Annotated in this window: 9 protein-coding genes; 4 read left to right on the forward strand and 5 right to left on the reverse strand. The window is 67.4% G+C overall.

Annotated features, from left to right (window positions below):
- The first annotated feature begins 31 nt into the window (after window positions 1-31).
- Window positions 32-997, forward strand: a complete 966-nt coding sequence (locus tag GTZ97_RS07235; protein WP_161649921.1) for an AEC family transporter — start codon at window positions 32-34, stop codon at window positions 995-997.
- On the opposite strand, the gene uvrA is transcribed toward GTZ97_RS07235, so the two are convergent.
- The gene (gene uvrA / locus GTZ97_RS07240) at window positions 994-6,897 is read right to left on the reverse strand and encodes an excinuclease ABC subunit UvrA (RefSeq protein WP_161649922.1); all 5,904 of its coding nucleotides are present in this window, start codon (window positions 6,895-6,897) and stop codon (window positions 994-996) included. The genes GTZ97_RS07235 and uvrA overlap by 4 nt on opposite strands.
- Window positions 6,898-6,963: 66 nt before the next feature.
- Between uvrA and GTZ97_RS16470 the strand changes: the two genes are divergently transcribed.
- Together GTZ97_RS16470 and GTZ97_RS07250 are read left to right on the forward strand one after the other, a co-directional pair.
- Complete coding sequence (locus GTZ97_RS16470; RefSeq protein WP_201748197.1) at window positions 6,964-7,545, forward strand: hypothetical protein; 582 nt, start codon at window positions 6,964-6,966, stop codon at window positions 7,543-7,545.
- Between the two features lie 211 nt (window positions 7,546-7,756).
- Window positions 7,757-9,688, forward strand: a complete 1,932-nt coding sequence (locus GTZ97_RS07250; RefSeq protein WP_161649923.1) for a methyl-accepting chemotaxis protein — start codon at window positions 7,757-7,759, stop codon at window positions 9,686-9,688.
- Window positions 9,689-9,743: 55 nt separating this feature from the next.
- On the opposite strand, the gene GTZ97_RS07255 is transcribed toward GTZ97_RS07250, so the two are convergent.
- The 4 genes from GTZ97_RS07255 to GTZ97_RS07270 form a co-directional block, all read right to left on the reverse strand.
- Entirely contained in the window at window positions 9,744-10,166 is a 423-nt protein-coding gene (locus GTZ97_RS07255; RefSeq protein WP_161649924.1) for a universal stress protein, read from the reverse strand.
- 68 nt (window positions 10,167-10,234) lie between these two features.
- Window positions 10,235-11,098, reverse strand: coding sequence for a metallophosphoesterase (locus GTZ97_RS07260; RefSeq protein ID WP_161649925.1), 864 nt, complete (start codon window positions 11,096-11,098; stop codon window positions 10,235-10,237).
- A gap of 14 nt (window positions 11,099-11,112) precedes the next feature.
- Window positions 11,113-11,832, reverse strand: coding sequence for a UPF0149 family protein (locus GTZ97_RS07265; protein WP_161649926.1), 720 nt, complete (start codon window positions 11,830-11,832; stop codon window positions 11,113-11,115).
- Window positions 11,833-11,939: 107 nt separating this feature from the next.
- Window positions 11,940-12,677, reverse strand: coding sequence for a glutathione S-transferase family protein (locus GTZ97_RS07270; protein ID WP_161649927.1), 738 nt, complete (start codon window positions 12,675-12,677; stop codon window positions 11,940-11,942).
- A gap of 131 nt (window positions 12,678-12,808) precedes the next feature.
- Between GTZ97_RS07270 and GTZ97_RS07275 the strand changes: the two genes are divergently transcribed.
- Window positions 12,809-14,059 (forward strand): polyhydroxyalkanoate depolymerase, encoded by a 1,251-nt coding sequence (locus GTZ97_RS07275; protein WP_161649928.1) that lies wholly within the window; start codon window positions 12,809-12,811, stop codon window positions 14,057-14,059.
- Window positions 14,060-14,127: the final 68 nt, after the last annotated feature.

The following is a 14,127-nucleotide window of genomic DNA, read 5'->3' on the forward strand; positions in this document are numbered from 1 at the left end:
CTTGGGCGCGTCTGGCCGACAATCTCGGCCCATGTGGGCCCTGATCCAACAGTTTCTGCCGTTTTTCCTGCTGGTCGCCCTGGGCTGGGCGGCCACGCGCCGTGGGCTGGTGCCGGTCGATGGCATTGCCGCGCTCAACGTCTTCGTGCTGTATTTCGGCCTGCCCGCGATGCTGTTCAGGCTGGGGTTGGGCGGCGCGCTGTTGCAGCCGGGCCTGTCGGGGCTGGTGCTGGCTTATGCGCTGGCCGGCGGGGTTGTGCTCGCGCTGGGCTTCAGGTGGGCGGCTAGGCAAAGGCTCGGCCGCATGGATGCCGGCATGGCGGCGCTTGTGACGGCTTTCCCGAACACCGGCTTCCTGGGGCTTCCGCTGCTCACTGGCTTGCTGGGCCCACAGGCAGCCGGGCCCGTGGCGGCCACCATTGCGGTCGACGTGCTGCTCTTCAGCACCTTCTGTCTGGCCTGGGGGCATGCCGGCGTGGGGCGGTGGGCGCTGTGGCCGCCGCTCGGGGGGGCGCTGCGCAATCCCTTGCTGCTGTCCATGGGGGCGGGCATGGTTTTCCAAGCGTGCGATTGGACCTTGCCGGGGCCGCTGGATGCCACGGTGATGCTGCTTGGGCAGGCTGCTTCGCCTGCCGCGCTGTTCACGCTGGGTGCCATCCTGGCGCGCGCTGGCGTGCGCGCGCGCATGACGCATCACGTGGGGGCAGCGACTGGTTTCGCCCTGGCCTGGCCAGTCGGCGTCAAGTTGCTGGTGCATCCGGTCTTGGTCTGGGGCGCCGGCCTGGCATTGCAGGCCCTGGGGCTGCCGGTGTCCGACGCAGGGCTGTTGGCGCTGACCCTCGCGGCCGCCCTGCCTGCGGCCAGTAATGTGTCCATGCTGGCCGAGCGCGTGGGTGCCGACACACAGGTCGTGGCCCGCATCATCCTGTGGACCACCGCGCTGGCGCTGTTGAGCCTCAGTGTGTGGGCGCCGTTGCTGGGCTTGAGCGTCGGTTAGTTGCGTGTCGGTGCGTGGCGCGCCAGCACCGGCGCCAGCGCCACGCCCGTGTGCGTCCCCTTGGCCACGAGCTTCTCAGGCGCGCCTTCGGCCACCACCTTGCCGCCGCCTGCGCCCCCTTCCGGCCCCATGTCGATGACCCAGTCGGCCTCGGCGATAAGGTCCAGATCGTGCTCGATGACGACGACGCTGTGGCCGCCGTCGACCAGGCGGTGCAGCACGCGGATCAGCCGCTCGACGTCGGCCATGTGCAGGCCCACGGTCGGCTCGTCCAGCACATACAGGGTATGGGGCGCCTTCTGCCCACGCCGTCCGATGTCGTCGCGCACCTTGCTCAACTCGGTCACCAGCTTGATGCGCTGCGCCTCGCCGCCCGACAGCGTCGGCGAGGGCTGGCCCAGTGTCAGGTAACCCAGTCCGACGTCCTGCAGCAGTTGCAGCGGGTGGGCAATAGAGGGCATCGAGGCGAAGAACTCGACGGCTTCGTCCACCTCCATCTTGAGCACGTCGCCAATGTGTTTGCCGCGCCAGGTGGCGGCCAGCGTCTCGCGGTTGAAGCGCATGCCGTTGCAGGCGTCGCAGTGCACCTTCACATCCGGCAGGAAGGCCATCTCGATGGTGCGGATGCCCTGGCCTTCGCATTCGGGACAGCGGCCCTCGCCGGTGTTGAAGCTGAAACGGCCCGCACCCCAACCGCGCGCGCGGGCTTCGAGCGCGTCGGCGAACAGCTTGCGGATGGTGTCCCAGAAGCCAATGTAGGTGGCTGGGCAGGAGCGCGGCGTCTTGCCGATGGGTGTCTGGTCGACTTCGAGCACGCGGTCGATGGCCCCCCAGCCGTCCAGGCCGTCGCAGCCGAGCCAGGCCGGTTTGGTGCTGCCGCGCTCCTTGAACGGGATGGCCACAGCGGTTTGCACGTTGGCCAGCAGCACGTCGCGCGCGAGCGTCGACTTGCCGGAGCCCGACACGCCGGTGACGGCGACCAGCCGTTGCAGCGGCACCTTGATGTTCACGCCCTGCAGGTTATGCAGCCGTGCGCCCTTGAGCTGCAGCTGCGGCGTCGTCTTGTCGACGGGGCGGCGGCCGATCGGCGCGCCGGTGTCGTCCACGCGCAGCGGGTGCACCATGGGCGCGCGCAGGCAGCGGCCGGTGACCGAATCGGCGCTGGCCATCACGTCGGCCACTGTGCCCTCGGCCACGACCGTGCCGCCGCGCACCCCCGCGCCGGGGCCGATGTCGATGACGTGTTCGGCGCGGCGGATGGTGTCTTCGTCGTGCTCCACCACCACCAGCGTGTTGCCGGACTGGCCCAGCGTATGCAACGCATCCAGCAGCAACTGGTTGTCGCGCGGGTGCAGGCCGATGGTGGGCTCATCGAGCACGTAGCACACGCCCTGTAGGTTGCTGCCGAGCTGCGCGGCCAGCCGGATGCGCTGGGCCTCGCCACCCGACAGGGTGGGTGCAGCCCGGTCGAGGCTGAGGTAGCCCAGGCCCACCTGTTCCATGAAGGCCAGGCGCGACTTGATCTCGCTGACGATGTCGCGTGCGATCGTGGCCTCACGGCCATCCAGCTTGAGCTTTTCGCTCCACTTGCGGGCGTCCTTGACCGCCAGGGCGGAGACCTGTGCGATCGAGTGCCCACGCAGCAGCACGGCCTGTGCGACGGGGTTGAGCCGTGCGCCGTGGCAGGTGCCGCAAGCCTGCTCGTCCACATCCTCGACGTCGGGCTCGGCGAATGTCTGCTCGCGCCCCTTGTTGTCGTCGGCCGCCTGCGAATCGTCCAGCGCCTTGCGCTGGTCACGCGTGAGTGCCAGGCCCGTGCCCACGCAATCGGGACACCAGCCATGCTTGCTGTTGTAGCTGAACAGGCGCGGGTCGAGCTCGGGGAAGCTCGTGCCGCAGCTCGGGCAGGCGCGCTGGGTCGAGAACACCTTGACGCGGCCCATGTGCAGGGTGGACTTGCCGGTGGCCAGGGCGTCGGCCAGACCTTCGAGCCCTGTGATGAGGTGGACCACACCCTTGCCGTGTTCGAGGGCCGAGGCCAGCAGCTCGCGCAGGCGGGATTCGTTGTCGGGCGACACGACCACGTCGCCGACAGGCAGCTCGATGGTGTGTTCGCGGTAGCGGTCGAGCTTCGGGCCCTTGGCGGTGCCCCAGCCCGCCACGGCCAGGAACTCGCCGTCCACCCGCAGGTAGTCGAAGCCCCGCGCCGACGCCCACTTGGCCAGCTCGGTGTAGACGCCCTTGCGGTTGACCACCAGCGGCGCCATCAGGCCGATGTGCTGGCCGCGGTACTCGCGCAACCACTGCGCGGCGATCGCCTCGGGCGTTTGTGGCAGCACGGGGATGGGGTGGCCTTCGCCGTCCCGACAGTGCGGGCAGTGCTGCACGCCGAGCTTCACATACAACAGGCGCAGGAAGTGGTGGACCTCGGTGGTGGTGCCCACGGTGGACTTGCGCCCGCCACGCGACAGCCGCTGCTCGATGGCCACCGTGGGCGGGATGCCGTACACCGCGTCGACCTCGGGCCGGCCGGCGGGCTGCACCAGCGAGCGCGCATAGGCATTGAGCGATTCGAGGTAGCGGCGTTGGCCCTCGTTGAACAGGATGTCGAAGGCCAGCGTCGATTTGCCCGAGCCCGATACGCCGGTGATCACGTTGAACTTGCCACGCGGGATGTGCACGGTCATGCCCTTGAGGTTGTTCTCGTGGGCGTTGATGACCTCAATGGCATGGGCGCCGGGGGCGTGTGCAGCGGCGTCACGGCGTTGCTTGCGGCGTTGGGCAATGAGCGACTGAAGCGGGCGACCGCTTTCTTCTGCTCGCACCACGGTGGCCTCGGTGGCCTCTTCCAGGCCCAGCGCCTGTTCATACTCGCGCAGGGCCAGCGCCGTGTGCGTGGCGCCATGCCGGAGGTCCTCTGGCGCGCCCTGGGCGACGATCTGGCCGCCTGCGTCGCCGCCTTCGGGGCCGAGTTCGATCAACCAGTCGCAGGCCCGGACCACATCGAGGTTGTGCTCGATCAGGATGATGCTGTTGCCGGCGTCGAGCAGCTTGGCGAACGCCCGCATCAGCTTGGCGATGTCGTCGAAGTGCAGGCCGGTGGTGGGCTCGTCGAACAGGAAGAGCGTGCCCTTGCGCGCGGTGCGCTGGCCGCTTTTGGCCATCTGCGTGGCGGCTTCGACCAGGTGCCCCGCGAGCTTCAGGCGCTGCGCTTCGCCACCTGACAAGGTGGGCACCGGCTGGCCCAGCTTCACGTAATCCAGTCCCACGTCGGAGAGCGGTTGCAGCGCGCGCACCACGTCCACATCCTGCGCAAACAGCTTGATGGCTTCCGCGACCGTGAGCTCCAGCACGTCCGAGATGCTGAGCTTGCGGTTGCCACGCTCGATCACCACCTCGCGCACCTCGGCGCGGAAGCGCGTGCCGTCGCAATCGGGGCAACGCAGGTACACGTCGCTCAAGAACTGCATCTCGACGTGCTCGAAGCCCGAGCCGCCGCAGGTCGGGCAGCGCCCGTTGCCCGCGTTGAAGCTGAAGGTGCCGGCCGTGTAGCCGCGCTCGCGCGACAGCGGCGTCACCGCGAACAGCGTGCGCACGGCATCAAACGCGCCCACATAGCTGGCCGGGTTCGAGCGCGCCGTCTTGCCGATGGGCGACTGGTCGACAAAGCTGACCGCGCTCAGCCAGTCGGCGCCCAGCAGCTCGTCGTGCTCACCCGGGCTCTCGGTGGCCTCGCCGAAGTGACGCAACAGGGCGGGGTGCAGGATGTCCTGGATCAGGGTCGATTTGCCTGAGCCGCTCACGCCCGTGACACCCACCAGGCGCTGGAGCGGAAAGGCCACGTCCAGGTTCTTCAGATTGTGCTCGCGCGCGCCTTGCAGAATCAGCTTGGGGGTGCTCTCTGCGACAGGGCGGCGCTGCCCGATGCCGATGCGGCGTCGCGCGCCCAGGTAGGCGCCGGTCAGCGTCTCGGCCTGCTTGAGTTCGTCGGGCGTGCCATCGAACACGATGCGTCCGCCTTGCGAGCCGGGGCCGGGGCCCATGTCGATGACGCGGTCGGCAGCCAGCATCACGGCCGGGTCGTGCTCGACCACCACCAGCGTGTTGCCCGCGTCGACCAGGCGCTGCATGGCCAGGTTGATGCGGTCCATGTCGCGCGGGTGCAGGCCGATGGAGGGTTCATCCAGCACGAACAGCGTGTTGACCAACGAGGTGCCCAGGGCGGTGGTCAGGTTGATGCGCTGCACCTCGCCGCCCGAGAGCGTACGGCTCTGGCGATCAAGCGTGAGGTAGCCCAGACCCACATCGACCAGGTACTTCAGCCGCGTGCGGATCTCATCCAGCAGCAGTTGCAGGGCCTCCTGGTCGCCCTGCTTGGGCAGGCTGACGAAGCTGAAGAAGCGCTGCAGCTGCGAGATGGGCAACAGCATCAAGTCATGCAGGTTCAGGCCCGGCAACGCCGCAAAGGCCTCGGCATCCAGCGCGACCCCCTTGGGCTTGAAGCGCCGCGTGGGGGCCAGCACCGCATCGGCATCGGCCTGCGAGCCCAGGCGCCACAGCAGCGACTCGGTTTGCAGCCGCGCGCCTTCGCAGTCGGGACAGGGCGTGTAGCTGCGGTACTTTGACAAGAGCACACGGATGTGCATCTTGTAGGCCTTGCTCTCCAGGTATTCGAAGAAGCGGCGAATGCCGTACCACTGCTTGTTCCAGTTGCCTTTCCAGTCGGGATCGCCTTCGAGCACCCAGTGCTTTTGATCGGCCGTCAGTTGCGACCAGGGCGTGTCGCGCGGAATGGCCGCGTCGCCCGCGTACTTGATCAGATCGGCCTGGCACTCGGCCCAGGCGGGTGTCTGCAAGGGCTTGATGGCGCCGCCGCGCAGCGTTTTCTTGGCATCGGGGATGACCAGACCCCAGTCCACGCCGATCACGCGGCCAAAGCCCCGGCAGGTGGGGCAGGCGCCCGCAGCCGAGTTGAACGAGAACATGCCCGGCGTGGGCGTGCTGTAGCGGCGGTGACTCTCGGGGCAATGCAGGCCGCTGGAGAAACGCCAGAGTTCGGGCTCGCCGTCGTCCGGGCTCAGCGCGTAGACGGTGATGTGGCCATTGCCGCGTTTGAAGGCGACCTCCAACGCCTCCATCACGCGCGGGCGGTCGAGGTCGGCACCGGTGGCGTCGGCGCCCACACGGAAGCGGTCCACCACCACATCGAGCACCAGGCGCTCGTCGTCGCCCAGGTCCGTGCCGACGGCATGGGCGGCCTTCTTGGTGGTCTTCTTGGCGGCGACTTTCTTCGCGGCTTTCTTGGCCACAGGTGCCGCACCGGCATCCACGGCCACCTTCACCACCCGCTGCGCCTGGATGCGCGAAAAGCCGCTCGCCGAGAGCCACTCTTCCATCTGTTCGGGTGAGGTGTTGGCGGGCAACTCCGCGCCAAACGTGACGACCAGGCGCCGACCACCTTGCGTGGCCACGCAGCGGCGCAGCAGCTCTTCGAAGACCGACTGCGGCGTGTCCTCTCGCACCGGCAGGCCGGTGCTCTGATCGAACAACTGCGCGGCGCGTGCGAACAACAGTTTGAGGTGGTCGTTGAGTTCCGTCATCGTCCCGACCGTCGAGCGCGAGGTGCGCACCGGGTTGGTCTGGTCAATGGCAATGGCCGGCGGCACGCCTTCCACGCGGTCCACCGCCGGGCGGTCCATGCGGTCCAGGAACTGGCGGGCGTAGGCGCTGAAGGTCTCCACATACCGGCGCTGGCCCTCGGCGTAGAGGGTGTCGAACACCAGCGACGACTTGCCCGAGCCGCTGGGCCCCGTCACCACGGTCAGCTCCCCGGTGCGGATGTCCAGGTCGAGGTTCTTCAGGTTGTGCTGGCGGGCGCCGCGGATGCGGATGTCGGACATGGTCGGCCTTGTGGGAGACAGAACGGGGCGGTGACCCCGAAGCCCGAACATTCTAGGGACCCCGCGGTGACCCTGTTTGCAGCCCACCTGTTCGAGGGCGGGGTCGCTCGCGACAAGCGCGATTCATGTCAGGATGGCGTCTGGACGGCGGGGGAGGGCTCGGTCGTCCAGCATCTGTTTGACGACATCGACATGAACAAGCGCGTTGTGATCCTGGTGGTGGCACCCGTGGTGGTGCTGGCTGTGCTGGCGGCTTATCTGACGGCCGCATGGAGCTGGAGTTATTCGTCCGGCGAGCGGGCCGGGTGGGTGCAGAAATTCTCCAAAAAAGGCTGGATCTGCAAGACCTGGGAGGGCGAACTGGCCCTGGTCTCGATGCCAGGCGCCCCGCTGGAGAAATTCACCTTCACCGTCGTGGATGACGCCGTCGCCGAAAGCATCAACCGTGTCGTAGGCCGCCGGGTGGCGCTGCATTACGAGCAGAAGGTAGGCCTGCCGACCTCCTGCTTCGGCGACACCCGCTACTACGTCACCAAGGTGACGGTGGCCGATGACATTTCCTTGTCGCCCGGCGTGGTCATCCACCCGAACCAGGGCGTTCCGCCCGCGCCTGCCTCGTCTCCCTCTGCACCGATCGACCGGCCTTGATTCGGGGTAATCGGTCACGCTGCAGCGTGCCGATGCCCCTCAAGCTGCGCCTCGGGTGGCCGATATCCCGGCCGCAATCGCCGCGCTGCACAACGGCGCGGTCATGCGGCACCCTGCGTCCGGTGATCCCCAGGACGCATGCGGTCACGCGGAACGACCCATGCAAACATGTGTTCCGTCACGCACGCCTGTGCGAGCCCGGAACTGATCGATGTCTGCCTGGATTGCCAATCTGCCCATTCGCCACAAGTTTCTCCTGCTGTGTCTGATTGCCCTCTTCATGGTGGCCACGCCGGTCGCCCTGGTGTTGCGTGCCATGGTGCACAACCTTCAGACCATCGAAGCCGAACGGCTCGGGCTGCCGCCCACGCGTGATGTGCTCACCGCGGTCAAGCTGTTGCAGGAGCACCGCGGCCTGTCGAACGCCTATCTGAACGGCGATGATTCCCGCCTCGCTGTGCTGCAGGCCCGTCGTCGCGACGTGACAGCTGCGCTCACGCATGCTGGCGAGAGCCTGACACCGCTTCGCGACCCGGGGCCTGGCCGAGCCCTGCAGGCGCTGGCTGCAGACTGGGAGACACTGGCGCAAGAGGTGGCTCAGGGCCAGCTGGCTGCGCCCTTGAGCGTTCAGCGGCACACCGAACTGGTCATGCGGGCCATCCACCTGGTCGAGGATGTGGCGGCCGTGAGCGGCCTGTCGCTCGACCCGGAAGCAGAAAGCTACTTCCTGATCCAGGCGCTGACGCGCGACATACCACGCCTGACCGAGCAACTCGGACTGGCCCGGGCGCGTGGCACGGCCATGCTGGTGCGTGAGGATTTTGCCCCTGAGCAGCGCCAGGCCCTTCGCGACCTGCGTCGCTGGGCGGTGACCTACGCGGACGATGCCAAACGCAATCTGGCGCGTGCGGCTGCACGCCGAGACCAGGGGGGCGATGTCTCTGAGCTTGACGCCAGGGTCCAGGCCGCGCAGTCGGCGGTGACGCGTGGCGTGGGCATCATCGATCACCTGCTCGATCCCAAGGTCGAACCGGACATGGCTTCCACAGCCTACTTTGATGCCCTGACCGAGGTCATCGCCGACCAGTTCGCGCTCAGCGAGGTGGCCATGAAGCGGCTGGGTGCGCTGCTCGACCAGCGGGCCCTCGCTCACCGCGCCGAACTGTCCGCGATGGGCGTCGTCGTGGCGCTGGCGCTCGCGCTCGGTGGCGCGGTGGCCGTTGTGGTGACCCGCACGACGACGCGGGCCATGCGCGACGCGATGCAGGCAGCGCAAGCTCTGGCCGAGGGCGACCTGACGGTGCACTTGCGCAGCAAAAGCCGTGATGAGGTGGGTCACATGGTGGATGCGCTGGGTCGGGCCGTGTACCAAATGCGCGGCACCATCGAAGGCATCAAGTCCGCCAGCGATTCGGTGGCGACGGCATCCAGCCAGATTGCGCAAGGCAACCTGGACCTCAGCGCCCGCACCGAGAGCCAGGCATCGTCCGTGCAGCAGACAGCCTCTTCCATGGAGCAGATGGCGGGCGCGGTCGATCAGAATGCCGGCACGGCGCGCGAGGCCAACGCGCTGGCCGATGCCGCGGCCCAGGACGCGGCGCGCAGTGGCGAGGCCTTCAGCCAGGTGCTGGCCAAGATGGCCGAGATCAAGCAGACGAGCGCGCGCATTGCTGAGATCAACGGCGTGATCGATGGCATCGCATTCCAGACCAATATTCTGGCGCTGAACGCGGCCGTGGAGGCGGCGCGAGCCGGTGAGCAGGGACGTGGTTTCGCCGTGGTGGCAGGCGAGGTGCGGACGCTGGCTCAGCGCAGCGCCCAGGCCGCACGCGAGATCAAAGGGCTGATCCACAGCAGCGTCGACAGCGTTGAGCAAGGCTACGAACTGGCCACGCACAGCAGCGCGTCGGTCGAACGCCTGATCGAGCAGGTGCAGCGCGTCAGTCAGCTGATGTCGGAAATCGCGGGTGCCAGCGTCGAGCAAAGCCATGGCATCGCGCAGGTCAACCAGGCGGTCACGATGCTGGACCAGACCACGCAACAGAACGCCGCGCTGGTCGAGGAGTCGAGCGCTGCTGCAGCCAGTCTGCATGACCAGGCTGCCCGGCTTCAATCCGCGGTGGGCCGGTTCCGCTTGGCGTGAGCGCCCCCGCGTGACATGGCAAGGGGCCACGCGAGGCCCCTTGCCTGGCGCTGCATCAGCGCACCAGCAACACGGGCGCCTTGCAGCGCGCCAGCACCTGGTTGGTCACAGAGCCCATCACCAGGTTCATCAGGTTGCCGTGTCCGTGTGAGCCCATGATGACCATGTCGAACTTGCCTTTGTCGGCCATCTTGGCAATCACATCGGGCGCATGACCCGTCTTGCCCACATAGGCGGTGGCCATGTCGTGCTTGGCCATGAACTTGCGGATGGGCTTGAAGACCGACTCGGCCGTGTCTTCGTAGTAGCTCTTGAGTTGGTCGGCCGGGAACATGGCCGCCGCATGGGGCGGAATCAGCGGCACCACCGTCAGCACGGTGAAATGGTGATCGCCCTTGACCCACTCGTCGTGCGTGGCCAGCCAGGCCAGCATGCGCTTGGTGTAGGGGCTGCCGTCAACGGGAAGCAGGATCTTCATCAGCGGTTCCTTCGTCAGGTAGATGAGCCAGTGTACGCAGCCGGCGGGGCTGGGTGCTTGATCAAGGTTCAGTAATGGCGTGCGGGCCGGCGAGGCACCTCCACGACCATGCATTCCTGGTACGCCTCCTGCTCGCCCTTGACCGCATAGCCTCGCGGGTTGGAGACGATGCGGCACTCCCAGGGTCGGGCCTGCTCGATGCCGCGCACGATGTGGTCGTTCGGGCAGTGCAGGTGACCATGAATCCACAGGTCGGCCAGGTGCAGCAGGTCGTCCAGCCCGTTGCAAAAACCCGCCGTGCCGGGGTTGAGACCATACCGCGGGTCATTGCTGTGCAATGTGGGCGCGAAGTGCGTGACGACCACCGTCGGGCCGTGGTGCGGCGTTTCCAGCGCGCGGCGCAGCCAGCGCTGGCAGTCGCGCGCCAGCGGCTGAATGTCTTCAGCCAGCATATGCTGCCCATTGCGCAAGGTGCTGTTCTTGCGGAGGTAGAAGTTGGCTGCGCGCAGCGCCTTGTCGAGCGCCGCCACCCGTTTGGCAGGTTGGGCTTCGCGGTCGGCCAGCGATTCGAAATCGCTCCACAGCGTGGTGCCCACGAACCGCACGTCCTCGATGACCACCGCTTCGCGCTCGAGCCAGATCAGGCCCAGCCGGGCGCAGACTTCGCGCAGGCGCTGATCGACCTCGTCGTATTCCAGCCCGTCGTACTCATGGTTGCCTGGCACGAAGACCACATGCTGCCATGGCGCACCCTTCAGCGGTGAGAAGCGGCCCAGGCCGAAGTCCTTGTCGCCGCGCAGCGCCAGAAGAGAACCTGGCTGATAGGAGCCGATGTCGCCTGCCAAAACCAGCACATCGGCGTCCGTGGCGGCCAGCGGGGTGAAATCCGGATACCGCTCCAGGTGCAGATCGGAAACCAGTTGCACGCGCATGGGCGAACGCGGGGTCAGTTGGCCCCGTGGCAGTGCTTGTACTTGCGGCCGCTGCCGCAGGGGCAAGGGTCGTTGCGGCCGACCTTGGGTTGCTCGCGCACCACGGTCTCGACCTTCAGACGCTCGGCGGTGCCGATCTGCGTAAGGTCGACCACATCGAACACCAGGGCCTCAATGGCCTCGTCCAGGTTCTTGAGCGGGTGTTCCTCGTTGAGTGCCTTGGTCATGGCCTGCTGGGTTTCGTCCTGCTCGGGCAGGTGGCGCCAGATCGAATCGAGCAGATCCGGCACCCCCGGCAGCGCGGCGTCTTCCAGTTGCGGGAAGTTGGCCAGCGCCCACTCGAAACCAGCCGCCCAGTAGCCCACGCCCTGCATGGCTTCGTCGCCTTCGACGGGCTTGCCGTCGTCATCCTCGATCATGGGCACGATCGGGTCGAACCAGCCGTCTTCCAGGATGCCGCGCTGGATTTCGTTCTTGCGTCGCGTGATCAGCTCGATCAGGCGGTTGTGCTGCTCCTCGGTCCAGCCCGGGATGCCAGGCTTGGGCGCCCCTTCGGTGCCGAAGATCGGTCCGAGCCAGTCCTCCTCCGGGATCTCCACCGGCTGCACCAGCACGCCCGCCAGATAGCCGTCCAGGATCACGGCATCCACCGTCTCGTATGGTGCAGGCACGGCGGCCAGCAGCATGTCGATTTCGTGGATTTCTTCGTCGCTCAGGGCGGTCTTGGGGTTCATGGTGTGGAGGCGAGCCGCAAAACCCCCATTGTGCCGTTATTGCATGACCACGGAGCGCGGCGGTGGCTCCTTCGCGCGCGCCGCGATGGTGCGTGCCCCAAATCGGGTCAGAACTCCACGTCGAGTTCGTCGATGTCGATGGGTTCGGCCTTGGCTGCCTTGATCCACGCCTTCATCTCGGGCTGGCCCAGCATCCGCTCGCAGTAGGCCTGGCAAACCGGATCAAGCTTGACGTCGTAGGTGGCAAAGCGGGTGCAGACCGGGGCGTACATGGCGTCGGCCATGGTGCGTCGCGCACCAAACAGGTAAGGGCCGCCATAGGTTGCCAGACAGTCATGCCAGATGGCGACGATGCGGTCGATGTCGGCCTGCGCGCGCGACCACACCTTGAATCCCGGGAAGTGGCTGCGCAGGTTCATCGGCAGGGCCGATCGCAGCGCAGAGAAGCCCGAGTGCATTTCGCCGCAGATGGCACGGCAGTGCGCGCGGGCCTTCACGTCTGCTGGCAACAGCCCCGCTTCGGGGCACACCTCGTGCAGGTATTCGCCAATGGCCAGTGTGTCCCACACGCGGATGCCGTTGTGGGTGAGGCAGGGCACCAGGATGGACGACGACAGCAACAGGATTTCCGCCCGCGTGGACGGGTCGTCGGGTGGCAGCACATGTTCCTCGAAATCCAGCCCGGCAAACCGCGCCAGCAACCAGCCGCGCAGCGACCATGAGGAGTAGTTCTTGCTCGTGATGGTCAACGTGGCGCCGGCCTGCGCGGCGCTGGGCTTGCCGGCGTGCGTGGCGGCAGGCGCCTTAGGGGCGGGGCGTGCGGGCGCCTTGGCGGTTTCGGCCATCGGGTCTCCTCGGTATGGGGCGGGCGCGCAGCGGCGCACAGCGGGGGGCCGTGCAAACTGCGTGCCACCCCGCGAGGCCGAAGATGGCTCGCAACTTGCTGAGACAGCGTGACCACTCCACAAGGACGCGCATGCTGTACGCAAGCTATCAGGCCCAACACACTCTGCTGGAACCGTGGCGCGAACTGGCGCAGGGCACCGCAGACTGGTTGCACCGGCTGTTGCCGGATGGGCCCGCAGAGAGCGGGCTCGACGAGTGGCTGGCCGGTGGGGTGCTCGCCCGCTCGGCCGCAGCGGCCAGCGAGGTGTTCGCCCGCCTGCGCACCACCCACCAGCGCCCGCCGTACCGGATTGAGTCGGTCGTCAGCCAGGGGCAGACGTATGCCGTCAGCGAAGAGGCGGTGCTGCGTACGCCGTTCGGCACGCTGCTGCGCTTCCGCAAGGAGGGCGCGCCCGAGCAGCCGCGCGTTCTGCTGGTGGCGCCCATGTCGGGTCATTTCGCCACCTTGTTGCGCGACACCGTGCGCACGCTGCTGCAGGACCACGATGTCTACATCACCGACTGGCACAACGCCCGCGATGTGCCCGTGCGCCATGGTGCGTTCGGGCTGGACGATTACATCGGCCACCTGATCCGCTTTCTCGACCAGATGGGCCCGGGCGCCCATCTGATGGCGATCTGCCAGCCCTGCGTGCCGGCGCTGGCCGCCGTGGCCTTGATGGCCCAGGATGCGCATCCTGCCCAGCCTCGCAGCCTCACCTTGATGGCCGGCCCGATCGATTGCCGCATCAACCCCACCCGCGTCAATGAGCTGGCCACGGAGCGTCCCTTGAGCTGGTTCGAAGAGAACATGATCCACACCGTGCCCTGGCCCCAGCGTGGCATGGGGCGCAAGGTCTACCCAGGCTTCGTGCAGCTCACCGCCTTCATGAGCATGAACCAGGAGCGCCATGCGCAGGCCTTCCGCGACCTGTACCACGCGATTGCCGAAGGCGACCACGACCGCGTGGCCCACACCAAGGCCTTCTACGAAGAGTACTTTGCCGTGGCCGACCTGCCGGCCGAGTTCTACCTCGAGACCGTGGGCAAGGTGTTCCAGCGCTACGAGTTGGCCACCGGGGCGCTGACCTGGAATGGCACACCGGTGGAGCCGGCTGCCATCCGGCGCACCGCGCTGCTGACGGTCGAAGGCGAGCGAGACGACATCTGTTCGCTGGGCCAGACGGTGGCAGCGCACGATCTGTGCACCAGTGTGCGCCCCTACTGGCGCCAGCACCACATCCAGACCGGCGTGGGCCATTACGGCGTGTTCAACGGCCGCCGGTGGCAAAACGAGATCTATCCGCGGGTGCGCGACCTCGTTCACCAGACCAGCCGCTGAAACGTGCCGGTAACGGGCCGCTATGGCCCGTCGTGGCCCGTTGTGGCCCGTTGTGGCCCGTTGTGGCT

The organism is Aquabacterium fontiphilum, assembly GCF_009909205.1.
GTDB lineage: Bacteria > Pseudomonadota > Gammaproteobacteria > Burkholderiales > Burkholderiaceae_C > Aquabacterium > Aquabacterium fontiphilum.